We start from the raw sequence: 21876 nt of genomic DNA, 5'->3' as shown, positions 1-21876 counted from the left end.
GACGGGAGCTCACGAACCTCTCATGCCGGGAGTCGCGCACGCGTCAGGGCCCGCTTGGCCCTCGCGGCCCAGCCGTACCGGGAGTTCGGCGTGGCCACAGCTGATGAAGGACTCCAGCGGGGGCACCTCGTCAGCGGGTACGGCGAGTGCCATGTCGGGGAAGCGCCGGAAGAGTTCCTCCAGCGCGATCGTCGCCTCCATCCGGGCCAGTGGCCGGCCGGGACAGTGGTGGACGCCGTGGCCGAAGGGGATGTGGTCGCGGCGGGTGGCTCGCGTCACGTCGAAGCCGTCCGCGTCCGGGCCGTGCACCCTCGGGTCACGTCCGGCGGCGGCCAGGGAGAGCAGGATCGGGTCGCCCGCCGGGAAGAACACTCCGTCGAGGCTGATGTCCTCCGTGGCGAACCGGAACGGGATGTTGGCCACCACCGCCTGCTGGCGCAGCGTCTCGTCGATGGCGTCGGTCCAGGTCGCCGATCCGTCGCGCACCAGTGCCAGTTGCCCGGGGTGGGTGATCAGGGCGTGTGTCGCGTGGTCGATGAGGTTCACCGTGGTCTCCAGCCCGGCACCGATCACCAGCAGCAGCGTGTCGAGGAGTTCCTTCTCGCTCAGCCCCGCACCGCCCTCCGAGTCCCGGGCCGCGATCAGATCGCTGGTGAGATCTGTGCCAGGGGACGCGCGTTTCTCGGCGATGAGTTCGGTCAACAGCACATACAGCTCACGCTGGTTGGCCTGCGCCTCCTCCTGGGTGGCCGTGGTCCGGAAGAGCGTGCCGACCACGCGGAGCAGATCGTCGTGCACGGACTCGGGCAGCCCGAGCAGGGCACTGATCACACGGGCGGGCACCTGGCAGGCGAACTCCCGGCGCAGATCGATCACTTGACCGGGCTTCGTCGCCAGTCCGTCGAGCAGTTGACCGACGGCGGTGGTCACGACCGGACGCAGCGCGGCGGTGCGCCGCGCGGTGAACGCCCCGGCCACGAGCCTGCGCAGACGGGCGTGTTCCGCCCCGTACGCGGTGAGCATGTTCCGTACCGACACCCACATGGACATCGGCCAGGACTCGTCCACCTGGCCGCCGGCCCAGGCGGGCCAGTGGCGGTGCGCGTCCTTGGAGATTCGGGGATCGAGGAGCAACTGCTTGATCAGACCGAGATCGGTGACGACCCAGCCCTGGATGTCTCCCGGCAGGAGTACCCGGGCGACCGGTCCCTGGTTGCGGAAACGGGCGGCGTCTTTGTGCAGATCACGGCCCGAGGCGTCGATGGTGAGGGTGCACTGGGAGCGAGCCACGGCCAGGACAATAAACCGGGTATTCGGTTTACTCAACCCACCAGAATCCCCAGTTGATCGCGGATCATGGTTTGAGCTGCGGTGATAGGCGAGCTTTTCGTTTTGGTCTTGTAAAGAAAACCGGCGGGGACGTATCTTACGGGGCTCAAGCGCTTCCAGCCATCTCATGGGGGAGAGGTCTTGTGACCTTGTTAGAGGCTCGACAGGAAGATCGCCATACCAACGCCCCTCGCGGAGCGGGGGGTGAGGACGACCAACTCCGCCTCCCACGCCTGACCACCACGGTGCCCAGGGAATATGTGCACCGTGCTTCACTCGCCGAAGTCTTTCTGACCAGCTGCCAGAAGATCGGCGAGAACCGCTTTTCGTTGACGGGTCAATGGCCCCGGGCGCATACGTTCTTCACCAGCCCGGACGGCCGTCGCCATGATCCCTTGCAAGCCGCAGAAACGATGCGGCAGGTGGGCCTGTATCTCGCCCACTCGGAATTCAACGTTCCACTCGGGCATCACTTCGTGATGTGGGACCTGTCCTTCACCACCGACCACGATCGACTGCTGATCGGCGACCACCCCAGTGATCTGACCCTGACTGCGGTGTGCACCGATCCGGTGTGGAAGGGAAAAAGGCTCTCCGACTTCGGGGTGGACATCACCATCTGGCGCGACGGCGAGTCCGTGGCGCACGGCGGCGGACGGTTCACCTGCGTCTCGGAGGCCACCTACCGCCGGCTGCGCGGCGGCCGGGAGCCGGTCGCCACGCCGGACCGGGTGCCGACGCAGGGCAGGCGCGGGACGGTGCGCGGCGACCGGGAGACGGGCGACCCTGCCGAGTTCGGCCGGACCCGCAGCGTGGACGTGGTGCTCAGACCAACCGACAAGCCCGGCCGCTGGCTGCTCGCACCCGACCCCGACCACCCCATACTCTTCGACCACGGCGGGGACCACGTGCCGGGCATGGTGCTGATGGAAGCCGCCCGCCAGGCGGCCCGCGCCCTCCTCGCCCCCGGCTACACCCTGGTCCCGACCTCCATGTCCACCGACTTCTGCCGGTACGCGGAGTTCGACAGCCCCTGCTGGATCGAGGCCCATCTGCTCACGGTCCAGCAGTCCGGCAATCTCACTGTCCACGTCACCGGCCACCAGGACGGTGAGCACGTCTTCCTGGCCCAGCTCCAGGGCCCTGTCACCGCGGCTGCTGCCTGAGATCTGGGCGCCGCGCACCTTCCCGGGGGTGGCACATCTCGAGCACGCGTGGCGGGTCCGGCGAGCCCGCCACCTTCATTCCACGCCGCTCTCAGGTAATTCACGGCGAATCAACGGCGGATCGAATTCCGCATGTCCTCTTCGGGGGTCATGCCCCGAGGCCGTCACCAAGGAAGAAACTGAACGACACCGAATACGATCTCCACGGCAAGAACGGGCCACAGCACCTCCGTGGCACCGTGCACCAACGCATATGCCAGCCGCATCGAGAACAGCGTCCGCGCGGCTCCGTCGAACAATCCGTGCGCCGGTAGCGGCTTGACGATCCGCAGCAGCGCCCGTACGACCACCAAAGAACCCATCATGTCCGCGTACAGCGTCTGTTTCGGATCAAGAGCGGGCAGGACGCCCAGCCCGAAACGCGCGGCACAGTCGCTGTGCAGCTCAACGGTTGGCTCGGCGTGGTCGCCCTCGGCATTGGCGAACAGATTGCCTGCCCCACGCAGTACTCGCGTGGTCCGGCGAAAGCAGCGTGCAGCGAGTTCGCGCGGCTGGGGTTGTCCGTTGGCGTATTCGGGCAGCTGTCTTTCGGTCGGGTGGCGTGTCGTTCTATGGTGCGGAGGGTTGCTCGTGCAGCCGGGGGAGCGTGTGGTGTCGCTGGTCGACGAGATCGCTGCGACGCGGGCCGGGACCGGGGGCCCCGGCGCGCTGCTGGGTGAGTTCCGGCGGGCTGTGGTGCTGGTGCCGCGGATGGGCGGGGACCGGCTGCTGACGCGGAGCTTCGGCGGGGTGCGCTGGATTCTCGCGTTCACGGACGAGGCGGCGCTGGCGCGGTTCGCTCGGGAGAGCGGGGGCGCACCGGACGAGCCGTGGGAGTACGTGGCCGTACTGGGTGCCCGGCTGCTGGACGCCGTCGTACCCGCGCTCGACGGAACCACGGGCGTCGCCGTCGACGTCGCGGACGAGGAGGGCTCGATGCTGTTCCCGCCCGTGCCGGGGATCGTGCCGGACGAGGTGGCCGTGGGAAGCACCGCTGAGGGGGAGGGCGCCTGATGGGTGACGACAAGGGCGACGGCGTCAAGTGGAACAAAGAGTCCCTCAACCTGATCGAAAAGGGACTCAAAGGCGCCATCGACGAACTGAAGCAGTCCGGCAGCTCGGCGACCTCCTCCCTCCAGGGGGCGGGTTTCGCAGGGCTGTCCCTGACCGGGATGGAGATGGGCCACCCCGGTCTGGCGACGGATTTCGAGGATTTCTGCGAGAAGTGGGAGTGGGGCGTACGCGCCCTGGTGCAGAACGCCAACGCGCTGGCCCAGAAGCTCGGTCTGTCGGCGGGGATGGCGCACGAGGAGGACCAGTACCGGGCAGGAACGCTCAAGGTCGCCCTCAACTCCGCCTCCTTCACCGGCAACCCGCACGCCACCGAGGAGGAGGTCGCCAAGCAGGGCTACGGCGACATCCTCACGCCGGACGCGCCGGACTGGAGCGGGGAGTCCTGGGAGAAGGCGGGCCAGGACATCAAGCAGGACTGGCAGGACACCGGCCGGGAGCTGACCACCAAGGGCCGGGGCGGGATGTACATGGACATGGCCCAGGACGCCACCGGCCTCAGTGACGAACAGATCGAGGCCGGACGGGACAGGGCCTTCGGTCCGTCCCCTGAGGAACGGGCGGCAGCCCAGCAGCAGGGGGGTCAGGGCTGATGGGCTGGCGGGATTTCGTACCCGACTCCGTCGAGGAGAAGGGCGAGGAGCTGGTCGAGGGCGCCGGTGACGCTGTCGAGGGCGCCGGTAACTGGAGCGCCGACCGGCTGGACGATGTCGGTTGGGAGAGCGGCGGGGACTGGGTACGGGACAAGTCCCGCTCGGCGGCGAACGCCATGGGCGCCGAGACCGCCGAGTTCCAGCTGGACGAGACCGAGGACCCGGAGAAGCTGATCTTCGGCAGCCCGGCAAAGATCCGTTCGACGGCCAAGCATCTGAAGGACTTCCAGACCGAGTTCGACAACGTCGCGAAGGGCCTCAAGGGCCTTCACAAGGGGACGTTGAAGGGGAAGGCGGCGGACGCCTTCTGGGAGAAGGTCGGCATGGAACCGGCCAAGTGGATAAAGGCCGCCGACGCCTGTGAGAAGGCCGCCGGAGCGCTGGAGGACTTCGCCCACACCGTCGAACGCGCCCAGTCCCAGGCACGCGAGGCCGTCGCCAAATACAAGGAAGACAAGAAAGACGAAGCCGAGGAACAACTCTCCAGAGCGCGCTCCCAGCGCAACACGGCTGCCGGTATCGCCCAGACCGCCGTCAAGGCAGCGCGGGATGCCGCTCCGCCCAAGCCCGACTACTGGGAGCAGGCCGGCGACGGCCTCCAGGGGCTCCAGTTGGACGCCACCCACCTCTCCGGCGGCGTCGTCAAGGGCCTGGCGGGCCTCAACAACTTCGTCCGCGGCATCAACCCGCTCGACCCGTACAACGTCACCCACCCCGCCGAATACGTCACCAACCTCAACTCCACCGTCACCGGCATCGCCCGCGTCGCCAACGACCCCGTCGGCACCGGCAAACAGATGTGGGACACCTTCAAGAAGGACCCCTCAGAAGGCGTCGGCCGCCTCATCCCCGAACTGCTCGGCACCAAGGGCATCGGCATGGCCACCAAGGCCGGCCGGGCCGGAAAGCTGGCGAAGGAGGCCGCCGACGCACGCAGAGTGCTCGGCGAGACGGGCCCGAGCCAGGCAGCCCGGAGAGGCGACGAAATCCTGTCCGGCAGGACCGACCCGGTCGACCTCGCCACGGGCAGGATGTACCTCCCGCAGACCGATCTGTCCCTGCCCGGCTGCCTGCCGCTGACGTTCACCCGCCGCGTCGATTCCGGCTACCGGCTCGGCCACTGGTTCGGCCCCTCGTGGAGCTCAACTGTGGACCAGCGGCTGGAGATCGACGCGGAGGGCGTCATCTTCGTCGCCGAGGACGGCCGCCTGCTCTCGTACCCGCACCCTGCGCCCGGCGTCCCCACCCTGCCCTCGGCGGGCTCCTCCCGTACGCCGCTGGAGCGCACACCGGACGGCGGCTACACCCTCACCGAGCCGGACACAGGGCGGGTGCGGCATTTCGCTCCCCCGCAAAGCGGCGCCTCCGAGGACGGAACCGCCCAGCTCGAACAAATCACGGACCGCAACGGCCACAGCATCACCTTCGAGTACGACGAGCACACGGGCGCTCCCACCCGCTTGGTCCACAGCGGCGGCTATGTGGTGAAGCTGACCGTCGAGGACAACCGCATCACAGCGCTGACCCTCGCAGGAGCACATGGAACACATACCGACCAGACGGTCATGCGCTACGCCTACACCAACGGCAACCTGACCGACGTCACCAACTCCTCCGGCCTCCCCCTCCGTTTCGAGTACGACGACGAGAACCGCGTCATCTCCTGGACCGACACCAACGACAGCCGCTACGACTACGTCTACGACGACCAGGACCGGGTCATCGCCGAAGGCGGCGTCGGCGGGCACTTCCAGATCCGCCTGTCCTATGACGACATCGATCAGGCCACCGGCCACAAGGTCACGACGCTGACCACCGCGAACGGCCACGTCACCCGCCACCTGGTCAACGACTCCGCGCGGATTGTGGCCATCACCGACCCCCTGGGCCACACCACCCGCACTGAATACGACGACAACCTTCAGATCACGGCGATCGTCGACCCGCTGGGGCGTACGACCCGCTACGCCTACGACGAGCAGGGCCGATGCATTGCAGTGACGCGGCCCGATGGACGACAGACACGCGCTGAGTACAACGAGCTAGGCCTGCCTGTCGAATTCGTCGCGGCCGACGGCGCCCGCCGGCGGCAGGAATTCGACGACCGCGGCCTGCGCACAACCGCGACCGACCCGGCAGGCCGGACCACCAGCTACAGCTACGACGCTGCCGGCCACCTGGCATCGAAAACCGACGCCTTGGGAAACACCACGACGGTGCGCTGCAACGCCGCAGGGCTGCCGGTCGAGATCACCGACCCACTGGGCGGGGTGACGCGCTACGAGCGCGACCCCTTCGGCCGGGTGGTGGCCACCACGGACCCCTCGGGTGCGACCACCCGCCTGGAATGGACAGCCGAAGGCAAACTCGCCCGGCGCATCGCACCGAACGGGGCCGCCACGTCCTGGACGTACGACGGCGAAGGCAACTGCCTCACGCAGGCGGACGCGACCGGCGCGGTGACCCGCTACGAATACACCCACTTCGACCTGATCGCCGCCCGCATCGAGCCCGACGGCACCCGCTACGAGTTCGAGCATGACCGCGAGCTGCGTCTGACCCAGGTCACCGGCCCGACCGGGCTCACGTGGGACTACACCTACGACGCAGCTGGGCGGCTGGTGGCGGAGTCGGACTTCGACGGCCGCGAAGTGGCCTACCGGCTGGATGCGGCCGGCCAGCTGGCCGAGAGGATGACGCCGCTGGGCGAGGTGATCGCTTTCGAGCGGGACGAGCTCGGCCGGGTGACGGCCAAGGACGCCGCCGGCCAGATCACCCGGTTCGACTACGACCCAGCGGGACGGCTGCTGTCGGCGACCGGCCCGGATGCCGAGCTGATCTACCAGCGCGACAAACTCGGCCGTATCAAGGCCGAGATGGTCAACGGCCGGGTAACCACCTTCACCTACGACGCGCTGGGCCGACGCACCCGCCGGGTCACGCCGACCGGGGCAGTGACCACCTACGGCTACGACGCCGCGGGCAACCGCAGCGACCTGACCACAGGCGGCCACCACCTGACCTTCACCCGGGACAAGGCGGGACGCGAAACCTCCCGCCACATCGGCGACACGCTGGAGATCTCGGCGGAGAGGGACGCGTCAGGCCGACTGTCGGCCCAGACTCTGACCGCCGGCCCAGAAGCCCGCCTATTGCAGCAGCGCCGCTACCACTACCGCGAGGACGGCTACCTCACCGGCCTGGACGATCATCTCAACGGCGCGTACCGCTTCGACCTCGACCCGGTGGGCCGGGTGACACAGGTCTCGGCGCACGGATGGAGCGAGTCGTACGCGTACGACGAACTCGGCAACCAGGCTTCGGCTCACTGGCCGCAACCGTTCCCGCCGGAGTTGGAGGGCGAACGTGGGTATTCAGGCACGCGCATCCAGCGCGCCGGTGCCGTGCGTTACGAGCACGACCAGGCAGGCCGCCTGGTCGTGCGCCGGCACAAGCGCCTGTCCAAGCGCCCGGACACCTGGCACTTCGCCCACGACGCAGAAGACCACCTGACGGAGGTCACAACCCCGGACGGCACCCGCTGGCGATACCGCTACGACCCGCTGGGCCGCCGCATCGCCAAGGAACGCATGACGTCGGACGGTGAAACGCCGGCGGAGCGGGTGGAATTCACCTGGGACGGCCCTCTCCTCATCGAACAGACCGCCACCGGCGATGCAATGCCGCAACCGGTGGTCACCACTTGGGACCACGACGGCCTGAGCCCCCTGTCGCAGACCGAGCGGCTGCTCGACAGCGCTACTCAGACGGAGATAGACGCCCGCTTCTACGCCATCGTCACCGACCTCGTCGGCACGCCACGCGAACTGGTCACACCCGAGGGCGAGATAGCTTGGCGCACCCGAAACACCCTGTGGGGCCACACGGCGACTCACCGCTCCAGCATCGCATCCACACCGCTGCGCTTTCCCGGTCAATACCACGATCCCGAAACCGGCCTACACTACAACCTCCACCGCTATTACGACCCCGCCACCGCCCGGTACACCACCTCCGACCCCCTGGGGCTCACCCCAGCGCCCAACCCTGATACTTACGTCGACAACCCGCACATCTGGGCCGACCCGTATGGACTTGCACCGGACTATCCGTCCGGAAGAGTGGCGAACTCAGCAAGTGACATAACCGCAGACCCCGGAGTTAATTACATCTATCGCGGAGTCTCGACAGAGCATCCAGGTTACGCGGACGCTCTCAATGGCACAGCACACCCCCGTGGCGGACCCGCGGATATTGTTGAGCATCACCGCGGTAATACTCGGAGTGAGTACACTTCCTGGGACACCAATCCAGAAACAGCGATGCGATATGCACGGGGAGCAGCTGAAGGCCGCAGTGACCTCGGAGGGGTCGTACTCCAGCACTCGCTTCCCCTTGGGCAACCCCTCCATCCCACCTGGCTCTACCTTGATGACGTTTTTGAAGTCAGTGAGCATTTGGTCGGGGGATCGACTTCCGGGGCAACCGTGTGGCATGTCCCACCGAAGTGAGCGAGAAAGGAGGGAGTTCCGTAGTGGCGACCCGATCAAGTCGGAATATGCTTCTCAGCGATGCCGTGCAGCTGTGCACGCAGCTGGCTGAAGCCAACTGGGAGTCGGCTGGTATTGCAATTGATGCGCTCAGTGTCGGCAGCGGCATGATTCCGGTCTCCGAAGCTGAGGCAAACTACCTGGCTGGAATCTACGAAGCCAAGCTTCAGGGCCTCGAGGACGTCGCGGGCCAGACCCTTGATTCCGATCGATTTTTTCGCAGCTTGAGGAACGTTGGCCGACGACAGGTTTCGTTCTTTGTTACGCAGACATCAGGCTGGGAGTGTCTCGTCGTGATCGAGAGCGACCTGCGTGCTCCCCTAGCAGTCCTCGCGTGGAAACGCAAGCAGAATGTACTGACCGTGCACGTCGGCGATTTCGAAGTCGCAGTGAAGAAGTATGACGAGAGGGCTCTTCTCGAATTCTCTGAGTCACTCCGGGAGAGTAGACCAGCAGATTCTGAGACCGCTCCATCCACGGCAAGCGTTCGATGGCTGACGGAAGTCAGGCGGACGGGTGCCGAGGGTGTCATTGAGTCACTGCTGGTTGGTGGCTCCTACACGCCCGGAGAGAGCGGCCCTCTGGAATTCGAAGTGCCTTATCAGCACTCTGAAGAACACATGAGCAGCGCCAGCTGTCTCAGCCTCTTCGATCAAACTCAACTCGCCGTCGGACTCTCCCCGAGCGGCGCCCACGAAGCCATGGAAACGTTGCTGAGGGAGCCGCCGCGAGTTCCTTCTGGCCTGGTGCAGGTGGACAGTTTCGCCAGCATCCCTTCCACGCCCCGCCCAACATCAATTTCTCGTGCAGTCAATTGTTGGGGTGTGGTGATTACTGCGGTGCACGAGGGCGCACTGATCGATGCGCAACTGCGTCAGCTGATGCGCAGCTGGGTTGGCTGAGCCCGTATGGAGGGCGATGGAACGGTGCGCAGCAACGGCCCCCGGACCGGTCAACTGGTCGCGGGGGCCGCCTCGTTGAGCTTGCTGTGTGTCAGGCGCGCAGGTCGCCGTCCTTGACCGCGGTCACGAACGCCGACCAGCCGTCCGCCGCGAACGTCAGCACAGGACCGTGCGGGTTCTTGCTGTCGCGGACGGGGACAACGGTGGCGAAGTCGTCGGAGACCTCGACGCATGCGCCGCCGTCAGAATTGCTGTATGAGCTCTTGCGCCAGGTGACGGCGCTCAGGTCGAGGGATCGCAAGGTACTTCCTCCAACATGCGCAGGACGAACTTCCGCGACTCGGCCGGGGACAAGGCCAGATCACGTACCGCATCGTAAGCACGTTGCAGACGTTCAACCGCCCCGTCTTCCTCGATGAGTTGCCCCCGGTAGACGTTTTCGGTGTACGCCACAGTACGCCCGCCCGGGAGGCGCAGGAACCACACATCAGTGCCATCCAAACCATACGGCCCCGCCCTGAACGGCAACACCTGCACCGTCACGTTCCCTCGCTCCATCACCTCCCCCAAAATCTCCAACTGCGCCCGCCACTCCCCCACATCCCGCAGCGGCGTCCGTAGCACCGCCTCCGACAGGATGGTCCGGAACGGCGGCGCATCGTCGCCCTCCAACAACGCGCGCCGTCCCATTCGGGCTTGGACCTGCTGCTCGAGCTCCATGCCTTTCAGTCCGCCGGCCGCGAGGACTTCCCTCGCGTAGCCGGGGGTCTGGAGCAATCCCGGTAGGACGCTGACCGCGAAGTGCCACAGGCTGGTGGCCTTGGCCTCCAATTCCATATAGCGGCGGTAGCGCTCGCGGAACTGGGTCTGGTCGTTGATGGCGAGCTCCCACAGGGCCAGCAACAGTCCAGGTGTGCCGTAGTGCTGGTCGAGGGCTTCGACGACCTCGGGCCCGCCCAGCGTCTCTCCGCTCTCCATCTTTCCGAACAGGGACCAGTCCCAGCCCAGCCGTTCGCCGAGCTGGCGCAGACTCTCCCCTCGCTGCGCCCGTAGGTGACGCAGTTCCTCCGCGAACCGGGCGCGTGGTTCGCGGCTGCGGCCGGTGACCGCTCGCCTCGTCGGCATGGTGCCTCCGTGGAAGGTGTGGAACATGCGCTGATCTGCCGGGGAAGCACAACCGGTCCACGGTGTACGCAGCTCAGCCAGGCCGCATTCTCGTAACGCGACCATCACGCACGGTAGTTCACACGTTGCGCTCAGGTCAGCGAAATCTCACAATAAACAGAACTAAAAGATGAGGAGCACCCCCATGACGAGCCAACAGCACCCGGACCGGGATAACGACGCACGACGGAACGAGGTCCGGGGCTGGACGGAGGGCAGGACACCGGCAGGGGTCGCGAAGATCCGCGAGGCAGTGGAGGCCCGCGACGCGCTCGCCGACGCGCTGACCCGCGCGGGCATCCAGCTCCCGGCGATGGACGTACGCACCCCGTGGCGCGACGCCGTCGATGAGCACGAGGACGGCGGCGACGGTGAACCCGAGGCGGCCTCGGCAACCGCGGCCCGGTACGCCCTCGTACACCTCGGCGTCTGCTCGGCTTCGGTCGCCTTCGCGCTGGCCGCGGTGATCGTGCGGGGCGCCGCCCGGTGACGTACGGCGACGGTCCCGAGCCGCAGCCACAACGACCACCCGCCGGCACCGCGCCGGTGGAACCGGTCGTCGGCTCCGCCGTACGGGACCCCGTCCGCAATCGGGTGGGCATCGTGCTGGGGTGCAAGGGGCCCTACCTCCAGTTGCAGCCACTGACCGGCGGCCAGGTGTGGGATGCCGACCCTGAGGCCGTCCAACTCCTCACCCACGCCGAGCTGCTGAGCGCCCGCGTTGCGGAGGTGAATGCGCGCAGTTGGCGGGAGCTCGGGATCAGCGGTGCACCGTCGGGAGGGACGATCCCGGCGCCGCGTTAGCAATGCGTGCCAGCTTCGAATGCAATCGGCCCGGAAGCGTCCCCTCCGCACCTATCGACCCGGAAGCGTCCCCTCCGCGCCTAAGGTCCCCCTGCGGACGCCAGGCAGGGCACCCCCTGGCCAGAACAACGGGAGGGGCGGGGCAAGACCCGCGGGTCAGCCCCTGGCGCTCCCCCGCGCCGACTTGACGAACAGCGTTGCCGCGAGGGCCAGTACGAGCAGGGCCGCGCACGTGTAGCTCGCCAGCTCCAGGCCCTGTGCCATGGCGGCGCGGGCGGCGTCGGCGACGGGCGCGGTGCGGGGGTTCTCGGCGAGGGAGGGTATGGCCGAGCCGGCGCTGTGGGTGACCGTGTCGCTCAGTTGCCCGGCATCGCGGTCGGCCAGACCCGGACCGTCGAGCCGGCTCTTGAGGTTGGTGGCGAGGGTGGTGAAGAAGAGGGTGGTCAGAAGTGCGATACCGAGGGCGGAGCCGAGTTCGCGGGCGGTGCTTTGGATGCCGGATGCCTGTCCGGCGCTGGGTGCCGGTACGTCGGCGAGCACGATGTTGGTGACCTGGGCGGTCGCGAATCCGACGCCGACGCCGTAGAGGAACAGCGCGCCGGCGATGAGCCACCAGGCGGTGTCCGTCGAGGCGATGACCCCCAGCAGCACCAGACCGGCCGATTCCAGCACCAGGCCGATGCGTACCTGCTGGAGTGCCGGTACGGAGGCGGCCATCGAGAAGCCGGCACCGCTGGCGAAGAAGCTGCCTGCCGCGAGGGCGACGAGGGCCAGGCCGGCCTGGAAAGCGCTGTAGCCGAGGGCGAACTGCAACCAGAGCGGCAGCACAGCGATGATGCCGAACTCGCCGACGCCCACCAGCAGGGTCACGAAGTTTCCGTTGCGGAAGGAGCGGATGGCGAACAGCCGCACATCCATCAGCGGCTCGTTCTCCGCCCTTCCGAGCGCCGCCTGCTTGAGCCAGAACAGCACCAGGGCCACGGTGGAGACGACGAGGGCCACGAAGACGGGTGACGGGCTCGCACTCCAGGTGAACGCGCCGAGATCGAGCGGCTCGATCGTCTCCAGCCAGCCATAGGTGCGCCCCTCGATCAGGGCGAACGAGAGCAGGCCGAGGCCCAGGACCGACAGCACGCCGCCGATCCCGTCGATGCGGGTCCGCGACCGGGGCGAGGCGTCGAGATAGCGGAGGGTGCCCACGAGGATCAGGGCCACGAGCGGAATGTTGATGCCGAAGGCCCAGCGCCAGGAGAGGTCCGCCAGCCAGCCGCCGAGCAGCGGTCCGAGCGCCGCGGCGGCACCGATGGTGGAGCCCCAGACGGCGAAAGCCTGCCCACGGGCCCGGCCGGTGAAGGTGGCGTTCACCAGGGCGAGGGAGGTGGGCAGGATCGCCGCGGCACCCACCCCCTGGAGAAAGCGGGCGAGGATCAGGACGCCGCCGTCCGGCGCGGCTGCCGCCAGCAGGCTGGTCAGCGCGAACACCGTCAGGCCGACGAGGAAGACCTTGCGCGCGCCGAGGACGTCGGACAGCCGGCCGGTCAGCAGGAGGAGCGCGGCGAAGGAGATCGCGTAGGACTCCTGGACCCACTGGGCCCCGGCGGAGTCCATCTCCAGGTCCTCGATGATCGGCGCCAGGATCACATTGACGATCGTGATGTCCACGACGATCAGGGCGACGCCCAAGGACACGGCGATCAGGCCGAGCCATTGGCGGGTGGTGGGTGGCGCTGCTGCGGTACCGGTCAACGTTTCCTCCACGATGAAGTAATTCCACCGTGAAGTTATTTCATGGCCGTACCATTGTCAACGCACGGTGCACGGGACCGACGAGGAAGCGGAGTGCGTGGAATGGAAGCGACGGACGCGGAGGAAGCGATGGACGACCAGGGCGCGGCGAACGCGGACACCACGCCGGAACGGCTCCTCGACGGCCTGCGGACCTTCGGCGCGAACTACACCGAGTTCACCCGGCGGTTCGCCGCCTGGCTGGGCCTGCACTCCACGGACGCGGTGGCGCTGGCCGAGATCCTGTACGCGGAGGACAAGGGAACCCCGCTCTCCCCCGCGCGGCTGAGCGAGCGGATCGGCCTCTCCTCCGGCGCGACGACAGCACTGCTGAACCGCCTGGAGAAGGCAGGGCACGTAGTGCGGAACCGGGAGCACTCCGACCGCCGGATCGTCACGCTGCGCAGCAGCCCGGAGGTCAGGCCGCAGGCTGTGACGTTCTTCGGCCCCTATACCGCACGTATGCAGGCGGAGATCTCCCGCTACACGCCCGACCAACTCCAGGATTTCCAGGGCTTCGTGACCCAGCTGAGCAACGCCATGGACTCCCTGCTGGCGGACGAGTACCACGCGCTGGAGCCCGGCGCCCGGCCCGGCACACAGGAGGAGAAAGGCTGAAGCGCACTGCGGCTCCCGGTGGGAGCCGCGGTTCTCAGTCGGGCCCCAGGCTTCTCACAGCTTCCTCTCAGGTTCGGCGAGCAGGCTGGTGTGCATGGACGAGAACGCGGTGTCCGGGGTGCGTACCGGGGCGCTGGGGCAGGAGCCGTTGCGGCGGGCCGACGGCAGCGCCGTACGGATCCTTGTCGTGGATGACGAACCGTCGCTCACGGAGCTGCTGTCGATGGCCCTGCGGTACGAGGGCTGGCAGGTGCGGGCGGAGGCCGCTGGTGAAGCGGCGGTGCACACCGCGCGGGAGTGGCGGCCGGACGCGGTGGTACTGGATGTGATGCTGCCCGACGCCAACGGCTTCACCGTGCTCAGGCGGCTGCATGCGGTGAGCCCGGGGATTCCGGTGCTGTTCCTGACCGCGCGGGACGCGGTGGAGGACCGGATCGCCGGGCTGACGGCGGGCGGCGACGACTATGTGACCAAGCCGTTCAGCCTGGAAGAGGTGATCGCCCGGCTGCGCGGACTGCTGCGGCGCGCCGGTGCCACCGCCGCCGGGCAGCCGTCGTCGCTCCTGGAGGTCGGCGATCTGACCCTGGACGAGGACACCCATGAGGTGACGCGGGGCGGCGCCGAGATCCAACTGACCGCCACCGAGTTCGAGCTGCTGCGCTATCTGATGCGCAACCCGAGGCGGGTGCTGAGCAAGGCGCAGATCCTGGACCGGGTCTGGTCCTACGACTTCGGCGGCCAGGGCAATGTCGTGGAGCTGTACATCTCGTATCTGCGGCGGAAGATCGACGCGGGGCGTACGCCGATGATCCACACACGGCGCGGGGCGGGGTATCTGCTCAAACCGGCCGCGGAGTGAGGGAGACAGCGATGTCCGGCCTCTTCGCCCGGCTGCGCGGCCGGCTGCGGATGCGCCGCTCGCTGCGGGCCCGGCTGGTGTTCTCGGCCGTCGCGATGATCGCGGTGGTGGCCGCGGTGATCGGAACGGTCACGACGATCGCGCTGCACACGTATCTGTACCAGCAGCTCGACAGCCAGCTGAAGGACGTCACCTTCCGCGCCGCGGGGCCGGGGCCGCCCGGCCATCCGCGGCCGCCGGGGCTGGAGAAGCTGCGGTTCCTGGAGGTGGGCGGGCAGCCGGTGGGGACCATCGGCGCCTTCGCCGAGAGTTCGGAGGGCAGCACGTCTGGCGACGCGTTCAGCTCCGCCGCGCGCAGCGTGCAGCAGAAGCCGGCCGACAACCGGCCCGGGGTCGGTATCAAACCCCTGACAGACGAACAGTCCGCGGCACTCGCCTCGGTGCCACGGGACGGTCAGCCGCACACCGCCGAGCTGCCGCAGGTGGGCAGCTACCGGGTGACCTCCGTACCCGTCGCGGACGGCACGCTGCTGGTGGGTCTGCCGACCGCGTCGGTCGACGACACGATCAGCACCCTCATCGTGGTCGAGGTGTGTGTGGCCGGTGCCGGGCTGCTGGGTGCGGGGATCGCCGGAGCGGCGTCCGTACGGGTCGCGCTACGGCCGCTGCGGCGGATGGCGCACACCGCCACCCGCGTCTCCGAACTCCCGCTGCACAGCGGCGAGGTGCGGCTGCGCGAACGGGTGCCGGTGCGGGACACCGACCCGGAGACGGAAGTCGGGCAGGTCGGAGCGGCGCTCAACCGGATGCTGGGGCACGTCGGTTCGGCGCTGGCAGCACGGCACGACAGCGAGCAGCGGCTGCGCCGGTTCATCGCGGACGCCAGCCATGAGCTGCGTACCCCGCTGGCCTCGATCCGCGGCTACGCGGAGCTGTCGCGCCGCAGACAGACCGGTGCTGACGCGGGCCCGGCTGGAACCTCCAAGCTCTTCGAACGGGGCGGTTACGCACTCGAACGGATCGAGTCCGAAGCCGTACGCATGACCGCGCTGGTGGAGGACCTGCTGTTGCTGGCCCGGCTCGACGCGGGGCGCCCGTTGGAGCGGCGCCCGGTGGACATGTCGGCGCTGGTGGTCGATGCGGTCAGCGATGCCCGGGTGGCCGGTCCCGGCCATGTGTGGCGCCTGGAGCTGCCCCCCTCGCCGCTGCTGGTGACGGGCGACGAGGGCCGGCTGCGACAGGTGCTGGCCAACCTGCTGGCGAACGCCCGTACGCACACCCCGCCGGGGACGACGGTCAGCGCCCAACTGGCCCTCTACGGCGGCGAGGTGGAGGTGCGGGTCGTGGACGACGGACCCGGTATCGCGGCCGATGTCCAAGGGCGGGTCTTCGAGCGGTTCGCACGGGGCGACGCCTCGCGCTCCCGGCACCACGGCAGCACCGGGCTCGGACTGGCCATCGTGACTGCCGTCGTGGCTGCCCACGAGGGGGAGGTCGATGTCGCGAGCCGCCCGGGGCGCACCGTCTTCACCGTGCGCCTGCCGATGAGTTCGGTCGCATCCGGCACCTCACAGGTGGCTCACAGCCTGGCCACACCGGGCTGACAGGCCCGCCCGCCACGGTCGGCGACATGAGCGCACAAACCGATCTGACCGATCGCTCCGGATACGGGGCCGCCCTTCCGGCCCGTCGCCATCTGCCGTCCCGTACGCGTACGACCGTGCTGGACGTGGTGGTGCCCGTCTACAACGAGGAAGCAGCCCTCGGGCCCTGTGTCCGTCGGCTGCACACCTTTCTGACCAGCCACTTCCCCTACGACTTCCGCATCATCATCGCGGACAACGCCAGCCGGGACCGCACCGAAGAGGTCGCCCGCGAACTGGCCGAGGAGTTCGAGTCCGTATCGCTGGTACACCTGGAGGAGAAGGGGCGGGGACGTGCACTGCGGACCGTTTGGGCCGCCTCCGAAGCGCCCGTACGCGCCTACATGGACGTGGATCTGTCCACCGACCTCAACGCGGTGCTGCCGCTGGTCGCGCCGCTGATCTCCGGGCACTCCGACGTGGCCACCGGCACCCGGCTGGCCTCCGGCTCGCGGATCGTACGCGGCCCGAAGCGGGAGGTTCTCTCGCGGGGCTACAACCTGCTGCTGCGCGGCTCACTTGCCGCCCGGTTCTCCGACGCGCAGTGCGGATTCAAGGCCGTACGCGGTGAGGTGGCCGACCGTCTGCTGCCCCTGGTGCAGGACAACGGCTGGTTCTTCGACACCGAGCTGCTGGTCCTGGCGGAGCGTGCCGGGCTGCGTATCCATGAAGTGCCGGTGGACTGGGTGGACGACCCGGACTCGCGGGTGGACATCCTGCGCACGGTGACCGACGACCTCAAGGGCGTCTGGCGGGTCGGCCGAGGGCTGGCGAGCGGCGCGCTGCCGCTCGACCGGCTGCGCCGCCCGTTCGGCGACGATCCGCGCGACCGTCACCTGGCCGACGTGCCCGGCGGTCTGCCGCGCCAGCTCATCGGCTTCTGTCTGGTCGGCGCGTTGAGCACCCTGCTCTATCTGGCGCTCTACTCGCTGCTGCGGCAGGGCATGGGCGCGCAGGCCGCGAACGCGCCGGCGCTGCTGCTGTCGGCGCTGGGGAACACCGCCGCGAACCGGCGGCTGACCTTCGGAGTACGCGGCCGTGAACGGGCCGTGCGCCAACAGGCGCAGGGTCTGCTCGTCTTCGCCATCGGCCTGGCGCTGACCAGCGGCTCGCTCGCCGCGCTGGACACCGCCGCCGCCGACGCGCCCCACAGCGCGGAGCTCGCCGTCCTGATCTGCGCCAATCTGGCCGCCACGGTGTTGCGCTTCGCGCTCTTCCGCGCTTGGGTCTTCCCCCGTCGCTGAGCACCGTGCCTTTCGCGCGCCGGGACCGCTTTCCCGCCGCAGCGGCGAGCAACCACCGGAGTGGTGTCCGGCGGTGCCGTTGCGGCGGGACGGCGCCGTAGCGCTGAGTGCCGGACGCTGGTGCTCCCCCAAGCTCTTCGAGCAGGGGGTACCCCCAAGCTGGTCGCGCAGTTCCCCGCGCCCCTTACGGGGCGCAGTCCCTCAAGAGGCGTTGGCAGGGGCAGCCTTGTCGGCGCCCTTGAGCCCAAAAATGTCGACGGCGTGGTAGTACGTCCACGCCGTCGAGTTGCAGGCGGTCTTGGTCGCCCCGGAATACCGGCTGCACACACGCTTGAGGTCTTCGTAGAACGCGGAGTCGATGCGGGCCTTGTTCGCGTCGAACGCTCCGACCGCCTTGTAGTTGCGGTACCCGAAGTCGTGGCGGGCGCAGGCGTTCTGGAACGGGAAGCCGAACGGGTTGTCGGGCGAGGAACTGCAGTAGTCCGTCGACCAGTCGAACTCGTAGGCCGCCCACTGCCCCTGGTTCTGCCGGGCGGCGTACCAGGCGCTGTAGCTGGAGGCGCTGGTCTGCGTCCAGGAGCTGAGGACCTGCAACTTGTCGGCGGGCGCGGCCGATGCCGAGCCGGCAGGGATGAGTACGGCGGGAAGCGCCAGAGCGACGGCGGAGAGGGGGACGGCATGACGGCGGCGCATTCGCATGATGACCTCCGAAGAAGACGAGCCCTAGACGCCCAGGCCAGGTGGGGTTCGCCGGGGCACGCCAAGCTTGGCACCACCGCACGTCGCTGAACAGATGCTTCAACTCTCAATCGAGCAGCACTCGTTCAGGGGAAGAGAAAGTTGGACGCTGTCGAGGTGCTGGGCGAACAGCTCGTCGATCAGTTCAGCCCCGCCTCGGAGAGCCTGCAGTGCAGCACGCGGCGGTCCTCGCTGTCGCGCTCACGCACGATCAGCCCGTCCTTCTCCAGCCGGTCCAGCCGCAGTGTGACACCCGCCGAGCTGATCAGACCGCCGGCCGCCAGCTCGCCCGCGGTGAGCTGGAACGGCTCGCCGGCCCGGCGCAGCGCCGTGAGCACGTCGAACCCCGCCCAAGACAACTCGTGTTCGCTGACCGACCGGTCGGTCTGCGCCTGGTAGAGCACAAAGGCGCGGTGCAGCCGGGCCAGCACCTCGATCGGCGTGGTGTCCAGCTCGGGACGCTCGCGCTTCCAGTCCTCGATGATGGCCGCGACCGCATCCGTCCGTTCGCCGACATCGGCACCGCGCTTGCCAGACACCCGGTCCCTCCCTGGAGTTGTCCTGCCCCTGAAAAACCCGTACCGAGCCGACTACGTGATCAGTCCCGAGCGGCCAACGTGCGTGGCAGGGGCTACCCAGGTGCCGTCGGATCCCGGACGCCGGCCGGCTCGGGAGACCGGGAGGAAAGCGGGGTCCCGCCAGGAGAATTCACCTACGCTCCCTACTGGCGGAAGGGAAGGGCCAGAGGTGATACCTCACGTCACGAAGCGGCGAAGTGGCAGGGAACGGCCACGACGCCGGGCACGGTCCACAGTCGTCGCTGCCGCGTCCGCGTCCTGCGCGATGATGCTGGTGCTCACCGGGTGCAGCGGGACCGGCACGCCGTCGGACGACCGGGCTGACTCCCCGCGCCCGCCGGCCGGTAAGGCCGCCGACTCCGGCGACGACCCGGACAGCGGTGACTTCAACGGCGACGGCTACGACGACTACGCCGCGGTCGTCACCTCCGACATCAAGGGCAAGGACCTCGACAAGAACACCCTGCTCGTGGTCTACGGCTCCAAGAACGGGCTCAACCGCTCCTGGACGACTCGGGCCGACGGCGAAACCGAGTACCCCCCGCAGCGCACGGACCTGAACGGCGACGGCTTCACCGACCTGGTGGGGGAACGGTCGCGGGGTGCCAAGAAGCAGACGTTCGCGATGTTCGGCGGACCGCGCGGCCTGACCGGCCCGCGGGCACTCGACGTCCCCCGGGGCTTCCACCTGATGACGGTCGGCGACTTCGACGGTGACGGGAAGACCGACCTGTTCGACGCCGGCCGGGGTGGCCGAGGCGACCCCAACAGCGACCCCGCGGCCGGAAACGCGTCCGCCCGTATCCTGTACGGCCCCGTCGCCCCCGCGGGCAAGCAGCCCCGCGAGCACCCGCGCAAGCCCGTCCCACTCGACCTGGGCCAGGACGGTTACGCGTCCCCGGAGGACGCCGCGGTGGGCGACTTCGACGCCGACGGCCGCACCGACCTCGTCCTCACCTACGAGTACGACGCCGAGCAGGACGACTCCGCCCCCGACGATCTCACCCCCGTCGCCTACTACCGGGGTGCCAAGCGTGGCCTGGCCCGCGACCGCAGCGTCGAACCGGCCCTGAACAAGATCCTGGCGAGCGACGAGGAGGGCCCCAACTCCCCTTCCGTCGGTGACGCGGACGGCGACGGAATCGACGACCTGCTGCTGCCGCTCTTCCCTCCGGCGTCGTACGGGGGCAGGACGGTGGGCGAGGACGGCGGCGTCGGCGTCCTCCACGGCGCCCGCTCCGGCCTCGGCACCGGCACCGGCACCGGCACCGGCAAGCGGGACCTCCGGATCATCGAGGGGCCGAACCCCAGCATGGGCTACTCGCCAGTGGTCGGCGAGGTCAACGGCGACGACCATCCCGACATGGTCGTCAACAACCCCGAATTCCACCGCACCCACGGCCTGGTCACCCTCCTCCCGGGCGGCCCCGACGGCCCTTCCGCGAAGGGTGCCCAAGAGATCGACGCCCGCACCAAGGGCCTCCCGGGCCCTCCCGCTCCGGACCGCTGGAACGACTTCAGCGTGGAGGCCCCGCTCCTTGACACCAACGGCGACGGGCACGACGACGCATTTGCCTTCGTCCCCCTCCGCACCGCCCGCAAGGGCGCGTTCCTGGAGATCCCCGGCACCAAGAAGGGCTTCGCGCCTGACCGTGCCCGCCAGTTCACCCCGTCGGACGTCGACGTGCCCCCTGCGTTTGCGGTGACGCCTGCGGGTTGATCCGAGAAGGACAACTCATCCGAGAAGGGCAACTCGCTGACCTCGAACGAGGGATGGAGGCCGTCGGGGCGACCGATGTCTGCCGGCCGGGACGGCGAGTGGTTCTGGTTCATCCGGTCAAGGTGTAGGTCCGCCCCTCGACGCCCCATTCACCCGCGTCGGGCGCCAGGCCGGCATCCATGGCACGGAGGGTTGGCCGTCCGATGTGGGCGTAGACCAGCCGCCGCACTCCGTGGCGTGCGGCCTGCTCGGCGACCTGGTGGACGTCCGCGTGACCGCCGACGCCGCCGCGGAAACGGATGGGCCGCTCCCAGGAGGCGGCCTCGGCGAACATCAGATCCGCGTCCGAGGCCCATGCGGGGAACTCCCAGAACTCCGGCGCCCACACCGCCACCTGCCCGGCTGCCGCGATGCGGTAGCCGTATGCGGGGTGCGAGGTGTGCACGACGGGGAGACAGGTGATCCGCAGATCACCCCGCGCCAGGCCCTCCGCGTGTGGTTCGACATCCCGCTCGGCGGCCAGACGCCGCAACGCCGAGCGCAGCTCTGCCCGTTCATCGGTGACGAGCCAGGCATCCAGCCGCTCGGGGGGTTCCGCTCCGGGACCGCCGTCGAAGGCGATCCGCAGCTTCCCGTAGCGCAGCAGCAGACCGGCCGGCGCGAACCGGGGTGAATTCATCGCCCCCACCCCCAGCAGCGTCAGCCGTAGCCTGGCGGTCACGCTGCCCACCGTCGGGGCAGGTGTCCCACGCGCTCAGCCGGTCGGCACGACAGGGCAAGGGGGCACCGCACATGGTGGAGCGCGGCACGCGCCACTGCGCTCGGATGCCATCCGAACCGCTCGGCGGGCGGATGGCGCGGGGCGACCCTCATGGAGGCTTTGTGCCCCCGTCCGCGAACCCCTCCCCCAACACCAGGCTGATCGTCACCGACATGGACGGCACCATTCCGGCCTCATCGATGAGCGCGCCGTGTAGTGCAAGAGGGCCAGGAACGCGAGTGTCCGGCCCTCT

General features: G+C 68.7%; 19 protein-coding genes and 1 pseudogene. 12 read left to right on the top strand and 8 right to left on the bottom strand.

What is annotated here, in order from left to right; all coding sequences use genetic code 11:
* Positions 1 to 9 precede the first annotated feature (9 nt).
* Positions 10 to 1290, bottom strand: a complete 1281-nt coding sequence (locus tag ACTWQF_RS33895; protein ID WP_443283590.1) for a cytochrome P450 family protein — start codon at positions 1288 to 1290, stop codon at positions 10 to 12.
* 182 nt (positions 1291 to 1472) lie between these two features.
* On the opposite strand from ACTWQF_RS33895, the gene ACTWQF_RS33890 reads away from it, so the two are divergent.
* Positions 1473 to 2495 (top strand): ScbA/BarX family gamma-butyrolactone biosynthesis protein, encoded by a 1023-nt coding sequence (locus ACTWQF_RS33890; protein WP_443283589.1) that lies wholly within the window; start codon positions 1473 to 1475, stop codon positions 2493 to 2495.
* A gap of 164 nt (positions 2496 to 2659) precedes the next feature.
* Here the strand turns inward: ACTWQF_RS33890 and ACTWQF_RS33885 are convergent, their stop codons facing one another.
* Positions 2660 to 2938 carry a hypothetical protein gene (locus ACTWQF_RS33885; protein WP_443283605.1) on the bottom strand — a complete coding sequence of 93 codons (279 nt, stop codon included), beginning with the start codon at positions 2936 to 2938 and terminating at the stop codon, positions 2660 to 2662.
* A 181-nt stretch (positions 2939 to 3119) separates the two neighbouring features.
* Between ACTWQF_RS33885 and ACTWQF_RS33880 the strand changes: the two genes are divergently transcribed.
* From ACTWQF_RS33880 to ACTWQF_RS33865, 4 genes are read left to right on the top strand one after another with little or no spacing between them, the layout of a single operon-like run.
* A complete protein-coding gene (locus ACTWQF_RS33880) occupies positions 3120 to 3548 on the top strand; it encodes a hypothetical protein (protein ID WP_443283588.1) in 429 nt (142 codons plus the stop codon).
* Positions 3548 to 4198 carry a hypothetical protein gene (locus tag ACTWQF_RS33875; protein WP_443283587.1) on the top strand — a complete coding sequence of 217 codons (651 nt, stop codon included), beginning with the start codon at positions 3548 to 3550 and terminating at the stop codon, positions 4196 to 4198. Before ACTWQF_RS33880 ends, ACTWQF_RS33875 begins: the two co-directional genes overlap by 1 nt.
* The gene (locus tag ACTWQF_RS33870; protein ID WP_443283586.1) at positions 4198 to 8769 is read left to right on the top strand and encodes a putative T7SS-secreted protein; all 4572 of its coding nucleotides are present in this window, start codon (positions 4198 to 4200) and stop codon (positions 8767 to 8769) included. The genes ACTWQF_RS33875 and ACTWQF_RS33870 overlap by 1 nt, the downstream gene beginning before the upstream one ends.
* Before the next feature lie 47 nt (positions 8770 to 8816).
* A complete protein-coding gene (locus ACTWQF_RS33865) occupies positions 8817 to 9710 on the top strand; it encodes a hypothetical protein (protein WP_443283585.1) in 894 nt (297 codons plus the stop codon).
* Between the two features lie 91 nt (positions 9711 to 9801).
* Here ACTWQF_RS33865 and ACTWQF_RS33860 read toward each other — a convergent pair whose 3' ends face one another.
* On the bottom strand, positions 9802 to 10011 hold the full coding sequence (locus tag ACTWQF_RS33860; protein WP_443283584.1) for a DUF397 domain-containing protein: 210 nt from the start codon (positions 10009 to 10011) through the stop codon (positions 9802 to 9804).
* Positions 9993 to 10835, bottom strand: coding sequence for a helix-turn-helix domain-containing protein (locus ACTWQF_RS33855; protein ID WP_443283583.1), 843 nt, complete (start codon positions 10833 to 10835; stop codon positions 9993 to 9995). The genes ACTWQF_RS33860 and ACTWQF_RS33855 overlap by 19 nt, the downstream gene beginning before the upstream one ends.
* A 184-nt stretch (positions 10836 to 11019) precedes the next feature.
* Here ACTWQF_RS33855 and ACTWQF_RS33850 point away from each other — a divergent pair, with 184 nt between their 5' ends.
* Positions 11020 to 11364 carry a hypothetical protein gene (locus ACTWQF_RS33850; protein ID WP_443283582.1) on the top strand — a complete coding sequence of 115 codons (345 nt, stop codon included), beginning with the start codon at positions 11020 to 11022 and terminating at the stop codon, positions 11362 to 11364.
* Positions 11361 to 11678, top strand: a complete 318-nt coding sequence (locus ACTWQF_RS33845) for a hypothetical protein (RefSeq protein WP_443283581.1) — start codon at positions 11361 to 11363, stop codon at positions 11676 to 11678. Before ACTWQF_RS33850 ends, ACTWQF_RS33845 begins: the two co-directional genes overlap by 4 nt.
* A 156-nt stretch (positions 11679 to 11834) precedes the next feature.
* On the opposite strand, the gene ACTWQF_RS33840 is transcribed toward ACTWQF_RS33845, so the two are convergent.
* Positions 11835 to 13424, bottom strand: a complete 1590-nt coding sequence (locus tag ACTWQF_RS33840; RefSeq protein WP_443283580.1) for an MFS transporter — start codon at positions 13422 to 13424, stop codon at positions 11835 to 11837.
* A gap of 129 nt (positions 13425 to 13553) precedes the next feature.
* Between ACTWQF_RS33840 and ACTWQF_RS33835 the strand changes: the two genes are divergently transcribed.
* From ACTWQF_RS33835 to ACTWQF_RS33820, 4 genes are all read left to right on the top strand, one after another.
* The gene (locus ACTWQF_RS33835; RefSeq protein ID WP_443283604.1) at positions 13554 to 14081 is read left to right on the top strand and encodes a MarR family winged helix-turn-helix transcriptional regulator; all 528 of its coding nucleotides are present in this window, start codon (positions 13554 to 13556) and stop codon (positions 14079 to 14081) included.
* A gap of 94 nt (positions 14082 to 14175) precedes the next feature.
* Complete coding sequence (locus ACTWQF_RS33830) at positions 14176 to 14940, top strand: response regulator transcription factor (RefSeq protein ID WP_443283579.1); 765 nt, start codon at positions 14176 to 14178, stop codon at positions 14938 to 14940.
* 11 nt (positions 14941 to 14951) lie between these two features.
* Positions 14952 to 16544 (top strand): sensor histidine kinase, encoded by a 1593-nt coding sequence (locus ACTWQF_RS33825; protein WP_443283578.1) that lies wholly within the window; start codon positions 14952 to 14954, stop codon positions 16542 to 16544.
* 26 nt (positions 16545 to 16570) lie between these two features.
* Positions 16571 to 17827 carry a glycosyltransferase gene (locus ACTWQF_RS33820; protein WP_443283577.1) on the top strand — a complete coding sequence of 419 codons (1257 nt, stop codon included), beginning with the start codon at positions 16571 to 16573 and terminating at the stop codon, positions 17825 to 17827.
* Between the two features lie 201 nt (positions 17828 to 18028).
* Here ACTWQF_RS33820 and ACTWQF_RS33815 read toward each other — a convergent pair whose 3' ends face one another.
* Both ACTWQF_RS33815 and ACTWQF_RS33810 read right to left on the bottom strand, forming a co-directional pair.
* Positions 18029 to 18520: a phospholipase gene (locus ACTWQF_RS33815; protein WP_443283603.1), complete on the bottom strand. Its 492-nt coding sequence runs from the start codon at positions 18518 to 18520 to the stop codon at positions 18029 to 18031.
* A 153-nt stretch (positions 18521 to 18673) separates the two neighbouring features.
* A pseudogene (locus tag ACTWQF_RS33810) lies at positions 18674 to 19104 on the bottom strand (MarR family winged helix-turn-helix transcriptional regulator); the annotation flags it as partial.
* A gap of 304 nt (positions 19105 to 19408) precedes the next feature.
* Between ACTWQF_RS33810 and ACTWQF_RS33805 the strand changes: the two are divergent.
* Positions 19409 to 20863 carry an FG-GAP repeat domain-containing protein gene (locus ACTWQF_RS33805; RefSeq protein ID WP_443283576.1) on the top strand — a complete coding sequence of 485 codons (1455 nt, stop codon included), beginning with the start codon at positions 19409 to 19411 and terminating at the stop codon, positions 20861 to 20863.
* 109 nt (positions 20864 to 20972) lie between these two features.
* On the opposite strand, the gene ACTWQF_RS33800 is transcribed toward ACTWQF_RS33805, so the two are convergent.
* Positions 20973 to 21584 carry an MBL fold metallo-hydrolase gene (locus ACTWQF_RS33800; RefSeq protein ID WP_443283575.1) on the bottom strand — a complete coding sequence of 204 codons (612 nt, stop codon included), beginning with the start codon at positions 21582 to 21584 and terminating at the stop codon, positions 20973 to 20975.
* Positions 21585 to 21876: the final 292 nt, after the last annotated feature.

The sequence above is a fragment of the Streptomyces sp. 8N114 genome, assembly GCF_052245835.1.
Classification (GTDB): Bacteria; Actinomycetota; Actinomycetes; order Streptomycetales; family Streptomycetaceae; genus Streptomyces.
The sequence above is the reverse complement of the archived record's forward strand: the minus strand, read 5'-3'. Positions and strand labels throughout refer to the sequence as shown.

Excerpts from the sequence above, each read along its gene's own strand:
- ACTWQF_RS33850 (WP_443283582.1), top strand. The coding sequence starts at position 11,020 with ATGACGAGCCAACAGCACCCGGACCGGGATAACGACGCACGACGGAAC.
- ACTWQF_RS33855 (WP_443283583.1), bottom strand. The coding sequence starts at position 10,835 with ATGCCGACGAGGCGAGCGGTCACCGGCCGCAGCCGCGAACCACGCGCC.
- ACTWQF_RS33820 (WP_443283577.1), top strand. The coding sequence starts at position 16,571 with ATGAGCGCACAAACCGATCTGACCGATCGCTCCGGATACGGGGCCGCC.
- ACTWQF_RS33865 (WP_443283585.1), top strand. The coding sequence starts at position 8,817 with ATGCTTCTCAGCGATGCCGTGCAGCTGTGCACGCAGCTGGCTGAAGCC.
- ACTWQF_RS33815 (WP_443283603.1), bottom strand. The coding sequence starts at position 18,520 with ATGCGCCGCCGTCATGCCGTCCCCCTCTCCGCCGTCGCTCTGGCGCTT.
- ACTWQF_RS33835 (WP_443283604.1), top strand. The coding sequence starts at position 13,554 with ATGGACGACCAGGGCGCGGCGAACGCGGACACCACGCCGGAACGGCTC.
- ACTWQF_RS33805 (WP_443283576.1), top strand. The coding sequence starts at position 19,409 with ATGATGCTGGTGCTCACCGGGTGCAGCGGGACCGGCACGCCGTCGGAC.
- ACTWQF_RS33830 (WP_443283579.1), top strand. The coding sequence starts at position 14,176 with ATGGACGAGAACGCGGTGTCCGGGGTGCGTACCGGGGCGCTGGGGCAG.
- ACTWQF_RS33875 (WP_443283587.1), top strand. The coding sequence starts at position 3,548 with ATGGGTGACGACAAGGGCGACGGCGTCAAGTGGAACAAAGAGTCCCTC.
- ACTWQF_RS33870 (WP_443283586.1), top strand. The coding sequence starts at position 4,198 with ATGGGCTGGCGGGATTTCGTACCCGACTCCGTCGAGGAGAAGGGCGAG.
- ACTWQF_RS33825 (WP_443283578.1), top strand. The coding sequence starts at position 14,952 with ATGTCCGGCCTCTTCGCCCGGCTGCGCGGCCGGCTGCGGATGCGCCGC.